This window comes from Bacillus sp. JZ109, assembly GCF_053903135.1.
Genome location: NZ_CP096388.1, coordinates 2406299 through 2425884, shown reverse-complemented (window position 1 = coordinate 2425884; position 19586 = coordinate 2406299). Strand labels below are relative to the sequence as shown.

At 44.5% G+C, this 19586-nt stretch carries 20 protein-coding genes; 19 read left to right on the top strand and 1 reads right to left on the bottom strand.

What is annotated here, in order from left to right:
• The first annotated feature begins 13 nt into the window (after positions 1 to 13).
• From M1D94_RS12770 to ftsY, 12 genes are all read left to right on the top strand, one after another.
• Entirely contained in the window at positions 14 to 1675 is a 1662-nt protein-coding gene (locus M1D94_RS12770) for a DAK2 domain-containing protein (RefSeq protein ID WP_456270259.1), read from the top strand.
• 138 nt (positions 1676 to 1813) lie between these two features.
• Entirely contained in the window at positions 1814 to 2476 is a 663-nt protein-coding gene (gene sdaAB, locus M1D94_RS12765) for an L-serine ammonia-lyase, iron-sulfur-dependent subunit beta (protein ID WP_072175954.1), read from the top strand.
• 25 nt (positions 2477 to 2501) lie between these two features.
• Complete coding sequence (sdaAA, locus tag M1D94_RS12760; protein WP_032725684.1) at positions 2502 to 3404, top strand: L-serine ammonia-lyase, iron-sulfur-dependent, subunit alpha; 903 nt, start codon at positions 2502 to 2504, stop codon at positions 3402 to 3404.
• Positions 3382 to 5430, top strand: a complete 2049-nt coding sequence (gene recG / locus M1D94_RS12755; protein ID WP_032725686.1) for an ATP-dependent DNA helicase RecG — start codon at positions 3382 to 3384, stop codon at positions 5428 to 5430. Before sdaAA ends, recG begins: the two co-directional genes overlap by 23 nt.
• Before the next feature lie 108 nt (positions 5431 to 5538).
• The gene (fapR, locus tag M1D94_RS12750) at positions 5539 to 6105 is read left to right on the top strand and encodes a transcription factor FapR (protein WP_003232044.1); all 567 of its coding nucleotides are present in this window, start codon (positions 5539 to 5541) and stop codon (positions 6103 to 6105) included.
• A 13-nt stretch (positions 6106 to 6118) separates the two neighbouring features.
• Complete coding sequence (gene plsX, locus M1D94_RS12745) at positions 6119 to 7120, top strand: phosphate acyltransferase PlsX (protein WP_003232041.1); 1002 nt, start codon at positions 6119 to 6121, stop codon at positions 7118 to 7120.
• A gap of 18 nt (positions 7121 to 7138) precedes the next feature.
• Positions 7139 to 8092: an ACP S-malonyltransferase gene (gene fabD, locus M1D94_RS12740; RefSeq protein WP_172849786.1), complete on the top strand. Its 954-nt coding sequence runs from the start codon at positions 7139 to 7141 to the stop codon at positions 8090 to 8092.
• A complete protein-coding gene (gene fabG, locus M1D94_RS12735) occupies positions 8085 to 8825 on the top strand; it encodes a 3-oxoacyl-[acyl-carrier-protein] reductase (protein ID WP_003232035.1) in 741 nt (246 codons plus the stop codon). Before fabD ends, fabG begins: the two co-directional genes overlap by 8 nt.
• Positions 8826 to 8908: 83 nt before the next feature.
• A complete protein-coding gene (gene acpP, locus M1D94_RS12730; RefSeq protein ID WP_003154310.1) occupies positions 8909 to 9142 on the top strand; it encodes an acyl carrier protein in 234 nt (77 codons plus the stop codon).
• 139 nt (positions 9143 to 9281) lie between these two features.
• Entirely contained in the window at positions 9282 to 10031 is a 750-nt protein-coding gene (gene rncS, locus M1D94_RS12725) for a ribonuclease III (RefSeq protein WP_003232030.1), read from the top strand.
• Between the two features lie 100 nt (positions 10032 to 10131).
• Positions 10132 to 13692, top strand: coding sequence for a chromosome segregation protein SMC (gene smc, locus M1D94_RS12720; protein ID WP_014479770.1), 3561 nt, complete (start codon positions 10132 to 10134; stop codon positions 13690 to 13692).
• A 19-nt stretch (positions 13693 to 13711) separates the two neighbouring features.
• Positions 13712 to 14701: a signal recognition particle-docking protein FtsY gene (gene ftsY / locus M1D94_RS12715; protein WP_003232026.1), complete on the top strand. Its 990-nt coding sequence runs from the start codon at positions 13712 to 13714 to the stop codon at positions 14699 to 14701.
• A 35-nt stretch (positions 14702 to 14736) separates the two neighbouring features.
• On the opposite strand, the gene M1D94_RS12710 is transcribed toward ftsY, so the two are convergent.
• Positions 14737 to 15222: an Ig-like domain-containing protein gene (locus tag M1D94_RS12710; protein WP_003245834.1), complete on the bottom strand. Its 486-nt coding sequence runs from the start codon at positions 15220 to 15222 to the stop codon at positions 14737 to 14739.
• Between the two features lie 177 nt (positions 15223 to 15399).
• On the opposite strand from M1D94_RS12710, the gene M1D94_RS12705 reads away from it, so the two are divergent.
• The 7 genes from M1D94_RS12705 to trmD all read left to right on the top strand — a co-directional run bounded on the left by M1D94_RS12705 (position 15400) and on the right by trmD (position 19474).
• Positions 15400 to 15732 carry a putative DNA-binding protein gene (locus M1D94_RS12705; RefSeq protein ID WP_021479302.1) on the top strand — a complete coding sequence of 111 codons (333 nt, stop codon included), beginning with the start codon at positions 15400 to 15402 and terminating at the stop codon, positions 15730 to 15732.
• A gap of 13 nt (positions 15733 to 15745) precedes the next feature.
• Positions 15746 to 17086: a signal recognition particle protein gene (ffh, locus tag M1D94_RS12700; protein ID WP_014113771.1), complete on the top strand. Its 1341-nt coding sequence runs from the start codon at positions 15746 to 15748 to the stop codon at positions 17084 to 17086.
• Between the two features lie 105 nt (positions 17087 to 17191).
• Positions 17192 to 17464, top strand: coding sequence for a 30S ribosomal protein S16 (rpsP, locus tag M1D94_RS12695; protein WP_003220815.1), 273 nt, complete (start codon positions 17192 to 17194; stop codon positions 17462 to 17464).
• The gene (locus tag M1D94_RS12690; RefSeq protein WP_014476792.1) at positions 17464 to 17709 is read left to right on the top strand and encodes a KH domain-containing protein; all 246 of its coding nucleotides are present in this window, start codon (positions 17464 to 17466) and stop codon (positions 17707 to 17709) included. The genes rpsP and M1D94_RS12690 overlap by 1 nt, the downstream gene beginning before the upstream one ends.
• A gap of 121 nt (positions 17710 to 17830) precedes the next feature.
• A complete protein-coding gene (locus M1D94_RS12685) occupies positions 17831 to 18217 on the top strand; it encodes a YlqD family protein (RefSeq protein ID WP_014476793.1) in 387 nt (128 codons plus the stop codon).
• Between the two features lie 4 nt (positions 18218 to 18221).
• The gene (rimM, locus tag M1D94_RS12680; RefSeq protein WP_003232013.1) at positions 18222 to 18746 is read left to right on the top strand and encodes a ribosome maturation factor RimM; all 525 of its coding nucleotides are present in this window, start codon (positions 18222 to 18224) and stop codon (positions 18744 to 18746) included.
• Positions 18743 to 19474, top strand: a complete 732-nt coding sequence (gene trmD / locus M1D94_RS12675) for a tRNA (guanosine(37)-N1)-methyltransferase TrmD (RefSeq protein ID WP_003232011.1) — start codon at positions 18743 to 18745, stop codon at positions 19472 to 19474. The genes rimM and trmD overlap by 4 nt, the downstream gene beginning before the upstream one ends.
• Positions 19475 to 19586 lie beyond the last annotated feature (112 nt).

Genomic DNA, 19586 nt, shown 5'->3' with positions numbered 1-19586 from the left:
AGGAGGAGTAGGATTGTCTATCAGAACATTAGACGGCAGAACCTTTGCCGAGATGATTCTTGCGGGAGCGCAGAATCTGTCTCAAAACGCCAGTGCAGTTGATGCACTGAACGTGTTTCCGGTGCCGGACGGTGATACGGGAACAAATATGAACCTGTCGATGACTTCCGGAGCAAGAGAAGTTGAACAAATGGATACGGATGATATCGGGATGGTGGGCTCCGCGTTATCTAAAGGGCTGCTCATGGGAGCACGCGGAAATTCAGGAGTTATCCTATCCCAATTGTTCCGCGGATTTAGCAAAAACATTGAAACGAAAAAAGAAATTAATGCACTTGAGTTTGCCGCTGCGCTGCAAGCAGGTGTAGACATGGCGTATAAAGCTGTCATGAAACCTGTAGAGGGCACCATTTTAACAGTTGCAAAAGACGCTGCAAAAAAAGCAATGATCTTAGCAGAAAAAGAAACCGATATCACTGCGCTGATGACTGCAGTGACAGAAGAAGCAGAGGCGTCTTTAAACCGCACCCCTGAATTGCTACCTGTCCTAAAGGAAGTAGGAGTTGTCGATAGCGGGGGCAAAGGCCTGCTCTGTGTGTATGAAGGTTTTCTTGCTTCATTAAAAGGTGAAACTGTACCTCAGAAAGCAGTTCTTCCGTCACTTGACGACATGGTCAGCGCAGAGCATCACAAGAGCGCGCAAAGCATGATGAATACCGAAGATATTGAATTTGGATTCTGTACCGAAGTGATGGTTAGGCTTGATCAGACAAAAAGAGAGTTCGACGAAGGCACGTTCAGGCAAGACCTCAGCCAGTTCGGAGATTCTCTGCTTGTGATTGCGGATGAATCGCTGGCGAAGGTTCATATTCATGCTGAAGAGCAGGGAAACGTGTTAAACTACGCCCAGCATTACGGTGAATTGATCAAAATAAAAATAGAAAATATGAGAGAACAGCATACCTCTATCATCAGTCAAGAAAGCAAACCTGCAGACAACGAAACACCGCCGGCAAAACAGCCGTATGGCATTGTGACTGTAGCGATGGGAGAAGGAATTGCAGACCTATTTAAAAGCATTGGCGCTTCTGTTGTGATTGAAGGCGGCCAGACCATGAACCCAAGCACTGAGGATATTGTTGATGCCGTGAAGTCTGTAAATGCAGATACGGTATTTATCCTGCCTAACAACTCCAACATTATCATGGCTGCTAACCAAGCGGCCAGCGTAGTGGATGAACAGGTTTTTGTCATTCCTGCTAAAACGGTTCCGCAAGGGATGTCAGCTCTGCTGGCTTTTAACCCGGATCAAGAAGCTGAAGCGAACGAGGCCAATATGCTAAGCGCCATTCAGCAAGTAAAAAGCGGACAGGTGACGTTCTCAGTCAGAGATACTCATATTGACGGTAAAGACATTAAAAAAGGCGACTTTATGGGCATTCTGAATGGAACGATTATCGGCACTTCTGAAAATCAGCTGTCAGCCGCGAAAATGCTGCTGTCAGAAATGATCGGAGAAGATGATGAAATCGTGACCATTCTATATGGTGAGGATGCGTCTCAGGAAGAAGCTGAGCAGCTTGAAGCGTTTCTCAGTGAAAAGTACGAGGAGATTGAGGTTGAGATCCACAATGGGAAACAGCCTCTGTATTCGTATATAGTTTCAGCAGAATAGAAGGGCAATTTGCCCTTCTATTCTTATGTCTGCTTTTAAGTGCGGCAGCGCTGTAACGCGCCCGCTTGCCATTTTATATCTGATCAATTAGTCTAGAAGCAAAGCGCTAATAAGCTCTGGTTCATAAGGAGGAATAGCATGAAATACAGAAGCGTTTTTGATATTATCGGCCCGGTTATGATCGGTCCGTCCAGCTCTCATACAGCGGGAGCTGCTAGAATCGGGAGAGTGGCCAGAAGTTTATTTGGCAGAGAGCCTGAGCGCATCATTGTATCTTTTTACGGCTCGTTTGCGGAAACGTATAAGGGCCACGGCACAGATGTCGCGATTATCGGCGGATTGCTTGATTTTGATACATTCGATGAACGGATTAAAACCGCTATACAAATTGCAGAAACTAAAGGAATTGATATAGAGTTTCGGGTAGAAGACGCAGTCCCGGTCCATCCGAACACAGCAAAAATCACCATTTCTGATGAAAAGGGTGAGCTTGAACTGACGGGTATTTCGATTGGCGGAGGAAAGATTGAAATCACAGAATTGAATGGTTTTGAGCTCCGGCTGTCAGGAAATCATCCGGCCATACTAGTTGTTCATAATGACAAGTTTGGCACAATTGCCGGTGTTGCCAATGTTCTGGCGAAATTTTCAATTAACGTAGGACATATGGAAGTAGCCCGGAAAGATATCGGCCAGCTTGCGCTGATGACAATAGAGGTCGACCAAAATATTGACGACCACATTCTCGACGAGCTGTCGAAACTGCCGAATATTATTCAAGTGACAAAGATTGCTGACTAGCGAAAAGGGTCAGGAGGAGCCAGTTATGTTTCGTAATGTAAAAGAATTAATTGAGATTACTAAAGAAAAACAAATATTGATCTCTGATGTGATGATAGCTCAAGAGATGGAAGTAACAGAAAAAACAAAAGAGGACATTTTTCAGCAGATGGATCATAACCTGTCTGTTATGGAAGCGGCGGTTCAGAAAGGACTCGAGGGAGTTACGAGCCAAACGGGCTTAACAGGCGGAGATGCCGTTAAATTGCAGGCCTATATTCGATCAGGAAAAAGCCTGTCTGGCCCGCTGATTTTAGATGCTGTATCGAAAGCCGTTGCAACAAATGAAGTAAATGCAGCCATGGGAACCATCTGTGCGACACCGACTGCAGGTTCTGCCGGTGTGGTGCCCGGTACGTTATTTGCTGTAAAAGAAAAGCTGAATCCAACAAGAGAACAAATGATCCGCTTTTTGTTTACAGCCGGGGCTTTCGGATTTGTCGTGGCTAATAACGCAAGCATTTCCGGCGCCGCCGGAGGATGTCAGGCAGAGGTTGGATCAGCTTCAGGCATGGCGGCTGCGGCCATTGTTGAAATGGCAGGAGGAACACCCGAACAAAGCGCGGAAGCCATGGCCATTACATTAAAAAATATGCTAGGCCTCGTGTGCGACCCTGTTGCAGGGCTTGTTGAGGTGCCTTGCGTGAAACGGAATGCGATGGGCGCGTCAAATGCGATGATTGCCGCTGATATGGCATTGGCGGGCATTACAAGCCGTATTCCATGTGATGAGGTTATCGATGCCATGTATAAAATAGGCCAAACTATGCCAACTGCACTTAGAGAAACAGGCCAGGGCGGTTTAGCGGCAACACCGACAGGAAGAGAATTAGAGAAAAAAATTTTCGGAGGAGCGCTAGGTTCACGTGATACAACATCAGCAAACTAGTATAGCTAACATTAAGGGTATTGGGCCGGAAACAGAAAAAACATTGAATGAACTCGGTATTTATGACATTTCTGATCTTCTGAATTATTTCCCTTATCGTTATGATGACTACGAGCTGAGGGATTTAGAAGAAGTAAAGCATGATGAAAGAGTCACAGTCGAAGGGAAGGTTCATTCAGAGCCTTCTCTTACCTATTACGGAAAAAAACGAAACAGGCTGACATTCAGGCTTCTGGTCGGCCACTATTTAATTACAGCCGTATGTTTTAACCGGCCTTATTTGAAGAAGCAGCTTTCGCTCGGCTCTGTGGTGACGGTCTCAGGTAAATGGGACAAGCACCGCCAAACCATCTCTGTTCAGGAGTTGAAAAACGGGCCGCATCAAGAAGATCAAAGCATTGAACCAGTGTATTCTGTGAAAGAAAATGTTACCGTCAAAATGATGAGGCGCTTTATTCAGCAGGCGCTGACCCAATATGCAGACTCACTTCCTGATCCTCTTCCGGAAAAGCTAAGAAAAAGCTATAAACTGCCTGACTATTATCAAGCGTTAAAAGCAATGCACCAGCCTGAAACAAGAGAAGCATTAAAGCTTGCCAGACGGCGGTTTGTTTATGAAGAATTTTTGTTGTTTCAGTTGAAAATGCAGGCGTTCCGAAAGGCGGAAAGAGAGCAGACACAAGGGATACGGCAGCGTTTTTCAAACGAAGAACTCATGAGATTTATCAAAAGCCTCCCGTTTCCCCTCACAAACGCCCAGTCACGCGTTCTTCGCGAAATAACAGCAGACATGTCTTCTCCATACAGAATGAACCGTCTTCTTCAAGGGGACGTTGGATCAGGAAAAACAGCAGTCGCCGCCATTGCACTGTATGCCGCGATCCTATCCGGATACCAAGGAGCGCTCATGGTGCCGACAGAAATTCTGGCCGAGCAGCATGCTGATTCGCTCGTTTCGCTATTTGAAAAATGGGACGTCAGCGTTGCTCTTTTGACAAGCTCTGTTAAAGGGAAGCGGCGAAAAGAACTGCTTGAGCGTCTTGCGGCGGGTGAGATTGATATTCTTGTAGGAACCCACGCTTTAATCCAAGACGAGGTGGAGTTTAAGGCGCTGAGTCTCGTTATTACAGATGAACAGCACAGATTTGGAGTTGAGCAGCGCAAAAAGCTTCGGAACAAAGGGCAGGATCCCGATGTTCTCTTTATGACAGCCACTCCAATCCCAAGAACATTAGCGATCACAGTGTTCGGTGAAATGGATGTATCTGTCATTGATGAGATGCCGGCTGGACGAAAGCGAATTGAAACCTATTGGGTAAAACATGACATGCTGGATCGTATTTTGGCATTTGTCGAAAAAGAATTAAAGCAAGGCAGGCAGGCTTATATCATCTGTCCGCTGATTGAAGAATCAGACAAGCTTGATGTGCAAAACGCCATTGACGTGTACAATATGCTTTCTGATATTTTTCGGGGAAAATGGAATGTCGGCCTTATGCATGGAAAGCTGCATTCCGATGAAAAAGACCAGGTCATGAGAGAATTCAGCGCAAATCACTGTCAAATTCTCGTATCAACCACTGTTGTGGAGGTTGGCGTGAATGTTCCGAATGCAACGATTATGGTGATTTATGACGCCGACCGTTTCGGACTATCACAGCTTCACCAGCTGCGCGGCCGTGTTGGACGGGGTGAGCATCAATCTTTCTGTATTCTGATGGCTGATCCAAAATCAGAAACAGGGAAAGAACGGATGAGGATCATGTCGGAGACCAATGACGGTTTCGAGCTGTCTGAAAAGGATCTGGAACTGAGAGGTCCCGGTGATTTCTTCGGAAAAAAACAAAGCGGAATGCCGGAATTTAAAGTGGCGGACATGGTTCATGATTACAGAGCGCTTGAAACGGCAAGGCAGGATGCTGCGAATCTTGTGGCTTCTGACGCGTTCTGGAAGGAGCCGGAATACGCTGTGTTAAGAGATGAATTGCTGAAGAGCGGAGTAATGGACGGGGAAAAATTAAGCTGAGTATCAGAAGTTTTTGGTGTTCAGCCAGAAACAATCGTTGCATTCCAATCTATGAAATTATATACTACTATTAGTACCTAGTCTTAATTGTCCGGATGGTGTTTAGATATGAGAAGAAATAAGAGAGAACGCCAGGAATTACTTCAGCAGACGATTCAAGCAACCCCCTTTATTACAGATGAAGAACTAGCGGGTAAATTCGGGGTGAGCATCCAGACGATACGTTTGGACCGCTTAGAGCTTTCCATACCTGAACTGAGAGAAAGAATTAAGAACGTGGCAGAGAAAACACTTGAGGACGAAGTGAAGTCCCTGTCACTTGATGAAGTTATCGGAGAAATTATTGACCTTGAGCTGGATGATCAGGCGATATCCATTTTAGAAATAAAACAGGAGCACGTGTTCAGCCGGAATCAGATTGCGAGAGGACACCATTTATTTGCACAGGCGAATTCTTTGGCCGTTGCAGTCATTGATGACGAGCTGGCGCTGACTGCAAGTGCAGACATCCGCTTTACAAGACAGGTAAAGCAGGGTGAACGTGTCGTAGCAAAAGCGAAAGTGACGGCTGTCGAAAAAGAAAAAGGTAGAACGGTTGTCGAAGTGAACAGCTACGTTGGCGAAGAAATTGTTTTTTCTGGACGCTTTGACATGTATCGTTCAAAACATTCATAAAGGTGGAGCATGCATGAGAATAGCTGTAGATGCAATGGGAGGAGACCACGCTCCCAAAGCTGTTATTGACGGAGTTATAAAAGGTATAGAGGCATTTGATGATCTCCATATCACACTTGTCGGTGACAAAACAACGATAGAATCACATTTAACAACTACATCAGATCGCATCACGGTGCTGCACGCAGATGAAGTGATTGAGCCTACGGATGAACCGGTCCGTGCCGTGCGAAGAAAAAAGAACTCATCTATGGTTCTTATGGCGCAGGAGGTTGCGGAAAACAGAGCTGACGCCTGCATTTCCGCAGGAAATACCGGTGCATTAATGACAGCCGGTCTCTTTATTGTCGGAAGAATTAAAGGAATTGACCGTCCGGCGCTTGCCCCGACACTTCCGACTGTTTCGGGAGACGGATTTCTTCTCCTTGATGTCGGCGCCAATGTCGATGCCAAACCGGAGCACCTCGTTCAATACGCCATCATGGGTTCTGTTTATTCTCAGCAAGTGCGCGGTGTCACTTCACCGAGAGTCGGACTTTTAAATGTCGGAACAGAAGATAAAAAAGGAAACGAACTGACGAAGCAGACGTTTCAAATTTTAAAAGAAACAGCAAACATCAATTTTATCGGAAACGTGGAAGCGCGAGACCTTTTAGATGATGTGGCGGACGTTGTAGTAACAGACGGCTTTACCGGGAATGTTACACTCAAAACGCTGGAAGGCTCTGCGTTGTCTATTTTTAAAATGATGAGAGACGTAATGACGTCTACTTTGACATCCAAGCTTGCAGCAGCTGTGCTGAAGCCAAAATTGAAAGAAATGAAAATGAAAATGGAGTATTCGAATTATGGCGGAGCAAGTCTTTTTGGCTTAAAAGCGCCTGTGATCAAGGCGCACGGCTCTTCAGATTCAAATGCTGTATTCCATGCGATTCGGCAAGCAAGAGAGATGGTCAGCCAAAATGTGGCTGCGCTCATTCAGGAAGAAGTGAAAGAAGAAAAAACAGATGAGTAGTCTGGAGGTTTTTACATCATGAGTAAGATTGCATTTTTATTCCCTGGTCAGGGATCACAATTTATCGGCATGGGAAAAGAGCTTTATGAGCAGGTGCCTGCTGCAAAGCGTCTGTTTGATGAAGCTGATGAAACGTTGGAAACAAAACTCAGCTCGCTTATTTTTGAGGGGGATGCTGAAGAATTAACACTTACATACAATGCGCAGCCTGCTTTGCTTACGACAAGCATCGCTGTTCTTGAGAAATTTAAAGAATCTGGCATTACACCTGATTTCACAGCAGGACACAGCCTTGGTGAATATTCTGCACTGGTTGCGGCTGGCGCTCTGTCTTTCAAAGATGCTGTTTATACCGTCAGAAAACGCGGAGAGTTTATGAATGAAGCGGTACCGGCTGGCGAAGGAGCAATGGCTGCGATTCTCGGCATGGATGCTGAAGCATTAAAGCAAGTAACCGATAAAGTCACAGAGGAAGGCAACCTTGTACAGCTTGCGAATCTCAACTGTCCTGGCCAAATCGTCCTTTCCGGAACAGCTAAAGGGGTTGAGCTTGCATCTGAACTGGCAAAAGAGAACGGCGCAAAACGCGCAATTCCGCTTGAAGTAAGCGGTCCGTTCCATTCTGAACTGATGAAACCGGCTGCTGAAAAGCTGAAAGAGGTATTGGACGCCTGTGACATAAAAGACGCTGACATTCCGGTCATCTCAAATGTTTCTGCTGACGTGATGACTGAAAAAGCAGATATCAAAGAAAAACTTATTGAGCAGCTTTACTCTCCGGTTCGTTTTGAGGAAAGCATTAACAAGCTGGTCGCAGAGGGTGTTACGACTTTTATTGAAATCGGTCCCGGAAAAGTGCTTTCAGGCCTTGTGAAAAAAGTAAATAGACGGTTAAAAACAATTGCTGTATCAGATCCGGAAACGATCGAGCTGGCAATTCAAACGCTTAAGGAGGAGAATGATAATGCTTAATGATAAAACGGCTATTGTCACTGGCGCATCCCGCGGAATCGGCCGCTCAATCGCCCTTGATCTGGCAAAAAGCGGCGCCAATGTTGTCGTGAACTACTCCGGCAATGAAGCGAAAGCAAATGAAGTGGTAGATGAAATCAAATCTATGGGCAGAAAAGCAATTGCTGTAAAAGCGGATGTATCAAATCCCGAAGATGTACAAAACATGATAAAAGAAACATTGTCTGTTTTTTCTACGATTGACATTCTAGTTAATAATGCGGGAATTACAAGAGACAATCTCATCATGAGAATGAAAGAAGACGAATGGGATGACGTCATTAACATTAACCTGAAGGGTGTTTTCAACTGCACAAAAGCTGTTACAAGACAAATGATGAAACAGCGTTCAGGCCGCATTATTAACGTATCGTCTATCGTCGGCGTCAGCGGAAACCCTGGACAGGCCAACTACGTGGCTGCAAAAGCCGGCGTCATCGGTTTAACCAAGTCTTCTGCTAAAGAGCTCGCCAGCCGAAATATTACGGTAAACGCAATAGCGCCAGGATTTATCTCAACTGATATGACAGATAAACTTGCAAAAGACGTTCAAGACGAAATGCTGAAACAAATTCCGCTCGCGCGCTTTGGTGAACCTAGCGATGTCAGCAGTGTTGTCACGTTCCTAGCTTCAGAGGGAGCCCGTTATATGACAGGCCAAACGCTTCATATTGACGGCGGAATGGTGATGTAAGTTTTTTCTCGAAAATTTCATCATAGTTTCTCTAGTTTTTTAAAAACGAATCCACTATAATACTTGAGGGGAGGTGAATTGCTATGGCAGACACATTAGAGCGTGTAACGAAAATCATCGTAGATCGCCTTGGCGTTGATGAAGCAGACGTCAAACTTGAAGCTTCTTTCAAGGAAGACTTAGGTGCTGATTCCCTAGATGTAGTTGAGCTTGTTATGGAACTTGAAGACGAGTTTGATATGGAGATTTCTGACGAAGATGCTGAAAAGATTGCAACAGTCGGCGACGCTGTGAACTACATACAAAACCAGCAATAAGCTGATGCTAAAAGTCCCGCCGAAACGCGGGGCTTTAGCCCTTTATTCGTGCAGTTATTACAGCATGCCGCTTTTACGCGCGTTGTATCCGGTTTAGTCAGAGAAGCGCGGTGAACCTGATGTGCCTATGGAGGTTACTATGTCAAAACACTCACATTATAAAGATAAAAAAAAGTTCTATAAAAAAGTAGAACAATTTAAAGAGTTTCAAGAACGGATTTCGGTTCACTTTCAAAATGAAAAGCTTTTGTATCAAGCATTTACACATTCATCTTATGTGAATGAGCATCGGAAAAAGCCGTATGAAGATAATGAAAGGCTTGAATTTTTAGGTGACGCTGTTTTGGAACTGACGATCTCCAGATTCTTATTTGCCAAATACCCGGCTATGAGTGAAGGAGATTTGACGAAATTGAGAGCCGCAATTGTTTGCGAACCGTCTCTCGTTTCATTGGCTCACGAGCTGTCATTCGGCGATCTTGTCCTGTTGGGTAAAGGCGAGGAAATGACAGGCGGAAGAAAGCGTCCTGCTCTATTGGCGGATGTTTTTGAGGCATTTATCGGAGCCTTGTACCTTGACCAAGGATTAGAGCCGGTCGAAAGTTTCTTAAAAGTTTATGTGTTCCCTAAAATTAACGATGGTGCTTTTTCTCATGTGATGGATTTCAAAAGCCAGCTGCAGGAATACGTGCAGCGGGACGGCAAAGGCTCTCTGGAGTATAAAATCTCTAACGAAAAAGGACCTGCGCACAACCGTGAATTTGAAGCCATCGTATCTCTAAAAGGTGAACCACTCGGAGTCGGAAACGGCCGTTCAAAGAAAGAAGCCGAACAGCACGCTGCTCAGGAAGCTTTAGCTAAATTGCAAAAACACCATACGAAACAATAAAATCCCCCTTATGACTCAGGGGGATTTCAGTATGTATGCCGTCTTATTTCACCAATGTTTATGATAGAATTGAAATACTTATTACATAAGGAGGATCGCTATGTTCCTCAAACGTTTAGACGTTATAGGATTTAAATCATTTGCAGAACGGATTTCCGTAGACTTCGTTAAAGGCGTGACAGCGGTTGTCGGGCCGAACGGAAGCGGAAAAAGCAACATCACGGATGCCATTCGCTGGGTTCTCGGCGAACAATCGGCACGCTCTCTTCGCGGCGGAAAAATGGAGGACATTATTTTTGCCGGGAGTGATTCAAGAAAGCGATTAAATCTAGCTGAAGTTACGCTTACTCTTGATAATGATGATCATTTCTTGCCAATTGACTTCCACGAGGTGAGTGTCACAAGACGTGTGTACAGATCAGGTGAGAGTGAGTTTCTGATTAACAATCAGCCGTGCCGCTTGAAGGATATTATTGATTTATTTATGGATTCTGGCCTTGGTAAAGAAGCATTTTCTATTATCAGCCAAGGGAAAGTGGAAGAGATCCTGAGCAGCAAAGCGGAGGATCGCCGCAGTATCTTTGAAGAAGCGGCCGGGGTGCTTAAATATAAAACGAGAAAGAAAAAAGCAGAAAATAAACTGTTTGAGACACAGGACAATCTAAATCGGGTAGAAGATATATTACATGAGCTTGAAGGACAGGTTGAACCTCTAAAAATTCAAGCTTCAATAGCGAAAGACTACCTTGAGAAAAAGAAAGAGCTGGAGCATGTTGAAATTGCGCTGACTGCCTATGATATCGAAGAGCTGCATGGTAAATGGTCGACTCTTAAAGAGAAAGTGCAGATGGCAAAAGAAGAAGAGCTTGCTGAATCGTCTGCTATTTCTGCGAAAGAAGCAAAGATTGAGGATACAAGGGACAAAATACAAGCGCTTGATGAGTCAGTAGATGAGCTCCAGCAAGTTTTACTGGTAACTAGTGAGGAGCTGGAAAAGCTTGAAGGCCGTAAAGAAGTCCTGAAAGAACGAAAGAAAAACGCTGTGCAAAACCAAGAACAGCTTGAAGAAGCCATCGTTCAGTTTCAGCAAAAAGAAACGGTTCTGAAAGAAGAGCTTTCGAAGCAGGAAGCTGTCTTCGAAACGCTTCAGGCTGAGGTGAAGCAGTTAAGGGCGCAAGTAAAAGAAAAACAGCAGGCTCTCAGTCTTCACAATGAAAATGTCGAAGAGAAAATCGAGCAGCTGAAAAGTGATTATTTTGAGCTGTTAAACAGCCAGGCTTCGATACGCAACGAACTCCAGCTTCTTGATGACCAGATGTCCCAATCCGCTGTCACATTGCAGAGACTCGCGGACAACAATGAAAAGCACCTGCAGGAACGGCGTGATATTTCTGCGCGTAAAGCCGCATGTGAAACGGAATTTGCCCGAATTGAGCAGGAGATTCACAGTCAAGTCGGTGCATATCGTGATATGCAGACAAAATATGAGCAGAAAAAGCGTCAATACGAAAAAAATGAATCCGCTCTGTATCAGGCATACCAATACGTTCAGCAAGCGAGATCAAAAAAGGACATGCTTGAGACGATGCAGGGAGATTTTTCTGGCTTTTATCAAGGTGTTAAAGAAGTGCTGAAAGCGAAAGAGCGCCTTGGTGGAATTCGCGGAGCGGTTCTTGAGCTGATTTCTACAGAACAGAAGTATGAAACGGCCATTGAAATAGCGCTCGGCGCTTCTGCTCAGCATGTCGTGACCGACGATGAACAATCTGCCCGAAAAGCGATTCAATATTTAAAGCAGAATTCCTTCGGCCGGGCGACGTTTCTGCCTCTTTCTGTTATTAGAGACCGCCAGCTTCAAAGCCGTGACGCGGAAACAGCCGCCCGACATTCATCATTTCTCGGGGTTGCCAGTGAACTTGTCACATTTGATTCTGCGTATCGAAGCGTCATCCAGAATCTTCTTGGAACCGTTCTGATCACAGAGGACTTAAAGGGTGCAAACGAGCTTGCGAAGCTTCTCGGGCACCGGTACCGCATCGTAACCCTTGAGGGAGATGTTGTGAACCCCGGTGGTTCAATGACGGGCGGCGCGGTTAAAAAGAAAAATAACTCCCTCCTTGGAAGAAGCCGGGAGCTAGAAGATGTGACGAAACGGCTCGCTGAAATGGAAGAGAAAACAGCACTGCTTGAACAAGAGGTCAAAACCCTTAAGCAATCCATTCAGGATATGGAGAAAAAACTGGCTGACTTAAGAGAAACCGGGGAAGGCTTAAGGTTAAAGCAGCAGGATGTGAAAGGCCAGCTGTACGAACTTCAAGTTGCCGAGAAAAATATCAATACCCATTTAGAGCTCTATGACCAAGAAAAATCTGCTCTGTCTGAAAGCGATGAAGAGAAAAAAGCGCGCAAACGCAAGCTTGAAGAAGAGCTCTCTGCCGTATCTGAAAAGATGAAACAGCTTGAAGAGGACATAGACAGACTGACAAAACAAAAACAAACGCAATCCTCAACGAAAGAGTCTCTCTCCAACGAGCTGACTGAGCTGAAGATCGCTGCGGCCAAAAAAGAGCAGGCTTGCAAGGGGGAAGAGGACAACCTTGCCAGATTAAAGAAAGAGCTCACTGAAACAGAGCTTGCGTTAAAAGAAGCAAAAGAAGACTTAAGCTTCTTAACGTCAGAGATGTCATCTAGCACCAGCGGCGAAGAAAAGCTGGAAGAGGCAGCAAAACATAAATTGAATGACAAAACGAAAACGATCGAACTGATTGCATTAAGGCGCGATCAGCGCATCAAGCTTCAGCATGGGCTTGATACGTATGAGCGTGAGCTGAAAGAAATGAAACGTCTGTATAAACAAAAAACAACGCTCTTAAAAGACGAAGAAGTCAAACTCGGACGGATGGAAGTCGAGCTTGATAATTTACTCCAATACTTACGGGAGGAATACAGCTTGTCCTTTGAGGGGGCAAAAGAGAAATATCAGCTTGAAACTGATCCAGAGGAAGCCAGAAAGCGCGTGAAGCTGATTAAACTCGCAATTGAAGAGCTGGGTACCGTGAACCTCGGAAGCATAGATGAGTTTGAGAGGGTCAACGAACGGTACAAGTTTCTGTCGGAACAAAAAGAAGATTTAACAGAAGCGAAAAATACCTTGTTCCAAGTGATTGAAGAAATGGATGAAGAAATGACGAAGCGCTTTAACGACACATTTGTCCAAATCCGCTCACACTTTGATCAAGTTTTCCGCTCCTTATTCGGAGGAGGGCGAGCTGAACTGAGGCTCACCGATCCTAACGATCTGCTTCATTCAGGAGTCGAGATTATCGCTCAGCCGCCGGGGAAAAAGCTGCAAAACTTAAACCTCCTGTCAGGCGGAGAGCGTGCGCTTACTGCTATAGCGCTCTTATTCTCAATCCTAAAGGTTCGTCCAGTGCCGTTTTGCGTCCTTGACGAAGTAGAGGCTGCGCTCGACGAAGCGAATGTGTTCCGATTTGCGCAGTATTTAAAAAAATACAGCAGTGATACCCAGTTTATTGTGATTACCCACAGAAAAGGAACGATGGAGGAAGCGGATGTGCTTTATGGCGTAACCATGCAGGAATCCGGTGTTTCCAAGGTAATCTCCGTTAAGCTGGAAGAAACAAAAGAATTCGTTCAGTAACGAGGAAAGAGGTTAAATGATGAGCTTTTTTAAAAAATTAAAAGAGAAAATCACAAAACAGACAGATTCCGTATCTGAAAAGTTTAAGGATGGCCTTGAAAAAACAAGAAACTCCTTTCAAAACAAAGTGAATGATCTTGTATCCCGTTACCGTAAAGTGGATGAGGATTTCTTCGAAGAGCTTGAAGAGGTTCTTATCAGCGCGGATGTCGGTTTTACGACCGTTATGGAATTAATAGATGAGCTGAAAAAAGAAGTCAAACGCAGAAATATTCAAGATCCAAAGGAAGTCCAGTCAGTGATTTCTGAGAAACTGGTCGAGATTTATAACAGCGGAGATGAGCAAATTTCAGAACTGAACATCCAGGATGGGCGTTTAAACGTAATCCTTCTGGTAGGTGTAAACGGCGTCGGGAAAACAACAACGATCGGAAAGCTTGCCCATAAAATGAAACAAGAAGGAAAATCTGTCGTACTTGCCGCCGGAGACACTTTTAGAGCGGGAGCCATTGAACAGCTGGAAGTATGGGGAGAGCGTACAGGAGTGCCTGTCATTAAGCAGACGGCCGGAAGCGATCCGGCAGCTGTCATCTACGATGCTGTTCATGCTGCGAAAGCAAGAAATGCCGATGTATTAATTTGTGATACGGCAGGTCGTCTCCAAAACAAAGTAAATCTCATGAAAGAGCTTGAAAAAGTAAAACGTGTTATCGAAAGAGAAGTTCCTGAAGCTCCGCATGAGGTGCTGCTTGCCCTTGATGCCACGACCGGCCAAAATGCAATGGCTCAGGCAAAAGAGTTCTCGAAAGCAACAAATGTTACCGGCATTGCTTTAACGAAGCTTGACGGTACGGCAAAGGGCGGTATCGTCCTTGCGATTCGCAACGAGCTTCACATCCCGGTTAAACTAGTCGGTTTAGGAGAAAAAGTTGATGATCTTCAGGAATTTGATCCAGAATCCTATGTGTACGGACTCTTTTCAGATTTAGTGGAAAAAGCCGACGATTAAGAAAAAGGCCCCAACATCTTGGGGCCTTTTCTTTTTTATCTTCTTACTTGATAGGCGAAATGATAAAGGCTGTTATCAGTGGATACCAGTCTTGACTCACCAGAAAAAACTCTGAATGGGATGATGTCATAGTAATGAACGGAAACAGATGTGTAATACGTGTAATACCCAGCAGCTGGCCCCAAATACATTGGAACCTCAAATGTTCCGTTTGCATCAGTCGTTCCTGAAGCAGTTTGTGTTGTGTTTCCGACCTTCGTGTCCGCTTCAAATCTTACGGGCGCGTTTGGCACTGGCTGTCCGTTTTGGTCGAGTAATTTGCCGCTTACTGTAATATTGTACTTGACTCGCCAATATTGACCTTGTCCGTAATTGATTTTACCGTATACCCCTCCATCTGTGCTGATATTTGTGATTGAGGCCTTATAAGGTGCCTCAGCAGCGTCTGCTTGCTGTGCCGGGAAACCTATTGTAAACAGGGCTGCCAGACACAACATAAACAATAAACCGATTTTTTTCATAAAAATCCTCCTTTAAATAGGGTTCATATACAATATCGGAATAAATTGGATGACATTTAGCGTTTTTTGGAAAAAGTTAATCGCCGCTTTGACAAGATAAAAACTTGACAGTCTCAACAAAACCGTGTAAACTAAGTTATCGTAAAGGGATTTGACTTAACAAAGGGGAGAGCTCAAATGTCACTCGAAAAGACAACGAGAATGAATTATCTGTTTGATTTTTATCAGTCGTTGTTGACGTCAAAACAGAAGAGCTATATGTCGCTTTATTATTTGGACGATTTCTCCCTAGGCGAAATAGCCGAAGAATATGAGGTTTCAAGACAAGCTGTTTATGATAACATCAAACGAACAGAAGCGATGCTTGAACAATATGAAGATAAGCTGCTCCTTTTGAAAAAGTTTCAGGAGCGTAAAGAGATGTTTAATAAGCTGAAGGAGCTTGCTTCCGGTTCAAAAGAAGAGGAAGAAATTACAGCTCTGATTGAAGCGCTTGAGAAATTAGATTAGGAGGCGGCAAACTATGGCATTTGAAGGATTAGCCGACCGACTGCAGCAGACGATTTCTAAAATCCGCGGAAAAGGGAAAGTCAGCGAACAAGATGTAAAAGATATGATGCGTGAGGTTCGTCTTGCGCTGCTTGAGGCTGACGTTAACTTTAAAGTAGTCAAAGATTTTGTCAAAAAAGTAAGTGAACGCGCTGTAGGCCAAGACGTCATGAAAAGTCTGACGCCCGGCCAGCAGGTCATTAAAGTTGTTAAAGAGGAACTGACTGAGCTGATGGGCGGCGAAGAGAGCAAAATCGCCGTCGCAAAAAGGCCGCCGACTGTTATTATGATGGTCGGTCTCCAAGGTGCCGGTAAAACGACAACAAGCGGTAAGCTTGCGAATCTGCTGCGCAAAAAGCATAATCGCAAACCGATGCTGGTTGCTGCCGATATTTACCGCCCAGCCGCAATTAAACAGCTGGAAACACTCGGCAAACAGCTTGATATGCCTGTTTTCTCTCTTGGCGATCAGGTCAGTCCTGTAGAAATAGCTAAACAGGCTATTGAGAAAGCCAAGGAAGAACATTATGACTATGTCATTTTGGATACGGCAGGCCGCTTGCATATCGACCATGAACTGATGGATGAACTGACCAACGTCAAAGAAATCGCGAATCCGGAAGAAATTTTCCTGGTTGTCGATTCAATGACCGGTCAGGACGCTGTGAATGTTGCCAAAAGCTTTAATGAACAGCTCGGTTTAACCGGTGTTGTGTTAACTAAGCTGGATGGAGACACACGCGGCGGGGCTGCGCTTTCTATTCGCGCTGTCACAAACACGCCAATTAAGTTCGCAGGTTTGGGCGAAAAGCTTGATGCGTTAGAGCCGTTCCACCCTGAACGCATGGCATCAAGGATTCTCGGCATGGGCGACGTGCTGACATTGATTGAAAAAGCACAGGCCAGCGTTGATGAAGACAAAGCCAAAGAGCTGGAACAAAAAATGAGAACGATGAGCTTCACATTGGACGATTTTCTGGAGCAGCTCGGGCAAGTCAGAAACATGGGGCCGCTTGATGAGCTTCTGCAAATGATGCCGGGTGCAGGTAAAATGAAAGGCCTGAAAAACATCCAAGTTGATGAAAAACAGCTGAATCATGTGGAAGCAATCATTAAATCAATGACTGTTCTTGAAAAAGAACAGCCGGATATCATCAATGCCAGCCGGCGGAAACGGATTGCAAAAGGAAGCGGGACATCCGTACAGGAAGTCAACCGTCTGCTTAAGCAGTTTGATGAAATGAAAAAAATGATGAAGCAGATGACAAACATGTCAAAAGGCAAGAAAAAAGGGTTTAAGCTACCTTTTATGTAATCGGTTATACATGATAAAACCGTTGTTAAGAAAAAACACTTTACAAACACTTTTATCATTGTTAATATACTATCTTGTTGAAATATTTTCGGAGGTGCTAGTAAAATGGCAGTAAAAATTCGTTTAAAACGTATGGGAGCAAAAAAATCTCCTTTCTATCGTATTGTTGTAGCAGATTCTCGTTCACCACGTGACGGCCGTTTCATCGAAACAGTCGGAACTTACAACCCGGTTGCAAAACCAGCGGAAGTAAAAATTGACGAAGAGCTTGCTCTTAAATGGCTTCAAACTGGAGCGAAACCATCTGATACAGTTCGCAACTTGTTCTCTAGCCAAGGAATCATGGAAAAATTCCACAACGCTAAACAAGGCAAGTAATGACTGATCAACACTTGGAAGATTTGATTGTCCACATTGTGACGCCGCTTGTTGATCATCCAGATGACATTCGCGTCATAAGAGAAGAAACCGATCAAAAGATTGCGCTGCGCTTATCTGTCCATAAGTCAGATACCGGTAAAGTTATCGGAAAGCAAGGCCGGACTGCAAAAGCGATTCGAACAGCTGTATTTGCAGCTGGCGCACAGTCTTCTAAGAAAGTTCAATTTGAAATATTTGACTAAAAGGGAGAGGGCCGGCACCTCCCCTTTTTTTACACGCAAAAAAAGGGTAAACTGATAGAAGCTTAGGCAAAATAGAAAAGCCTGGGCGAGTAAAAGTTTTAAAAGCGGGGAGCTTGGTGCGATGCAAATTATTCACCGTGTAGCCGTTATGCAAGTCTTAACCGAGCGCAGCAAAGAAAAGCTTTTAGCTTCTTTTGCCGAAAAGAAACAAATGCTTGAACGAGAATGCAGCCAGCTCTATTTTCAGCTTAGAAAACATGAGAAAGAACAGCAAAACCCTGATATGATTGAACAATTTAAAAAGGCAATAGAAAAGCGAAAAGATGATATAAAAATCATCGATTTTCAAATTGCCCAAGTACATACATTGCCGCTTGGCAGTGAGTTGAAAGAAAAGGAAGTCGATGCGCTGCTGACGATTGAAGCCGGGGATGACTGGCATGAGAAAACAGCAGCGAACACCATCGTCATAAAAGACGGAAAAGTAATTGAAATTCGCCAGAGGTGATCATATGACAAAGCGATGGTTTAACGTAGGCAAAATCGTAAATACCCACGGAATCAAAGGCGAAGTGCGGGTGATTTCAAAAACAGATTTTGCCGAAGAACGATACAAGCCGGGAAACACGCTGTATTTGTTTATGGACGGCCGTAACGAACCAGTGGAGGTAACGGTAAACACACATAGACTGCATAAGCAATTTCATCTCCTGCAGTTTAAAGAAAGACAAAACCTAAATGAAGTAGAAGAGCTGAAAAACGCAATCATTAAAGTTCCTGAAGAAGAATTAGGAGAGCTGAATGAGGGTGAATTTTATTTCCACGAAATTATTGGGTGTGAAGTATTTACTGAAGAAGGCGAACTCATCGGAAAGGTCAAAGAAATTTTGACGCCTGGAGCCAATGACGTTTGGGTCATCGGACGAAAAGGAAAAAAAGACGCACTCATTCCTTACATTGAATCAGTGGTTAAACATATCGATGTCAGGGAAAAGAAAATTGAGATTGAACTCATGGAAGGGTTAATAGACGAATGAAAATCGACTTTTTGACGCTGTTTCCCGAAATGTTTGAAGGCGTGCTCGGCTCATCAATTCTTCAAAAAGCCCAGGAAAAAGATGCGGTGCAGTTTCAAGTCGTAAATTTCCGGGAGTACTCTGATAACAAGCACAATACTGTTGATGATTATCCTTATGGCGGCGGGGCAGGCATGGTTCTCAAGCCTCAGCCTGTTTTTGACGCGGTCGAGGACCTGACATCAAAGGCAGCCGCTGCTCCGCGTATTATCCTCGTATGCCCGCAAGGTGAGCGTTTTACCCAAAAAAAAGCCGAGCAATTAGCAAAGGAAGAGCATTTGCTGTTCATTTGCGGCCACTATGAAGGCTATGATGAACGCATTCGCGAGCACTTGGTAACGGATGAAATATCAATTGGCGATTTTGTTCTGACGGGCGGTGAGCTCCCTGCAATGATGATCGCAGACAGTGTGGTCAGACTGCTTCCGGGTGTACTGGGTAAAGAGGCTTCCCATATTGAGGATTCCTTCAGCACCGGACTTTTAGAGCACCCGCATTATACAAGACCGGCAGATTACAAAGGTTTAAAAGTGCCTGAAACACTCTTGTCAGGAAACCATGCAAAAATTGAAGAATGGCGGAATAAAGAATCGATCAGAAGGACCTACCTAAGACGTCCGGATCTGTTGAAAGACTACCCGCTTACAGAGCAGCAAAGAAAGTGGATTTCTGAATGGGAAAAAGAATAGATTTTATTGCATAGGCTATGAAATTGTGATAAGATACTACTTGTGGCTTAAGCGGGCTTATCCGCTGCAAGCTTGAAAACGATGTTCCGCTGTGCCGGTTTTTGTGGCCAAG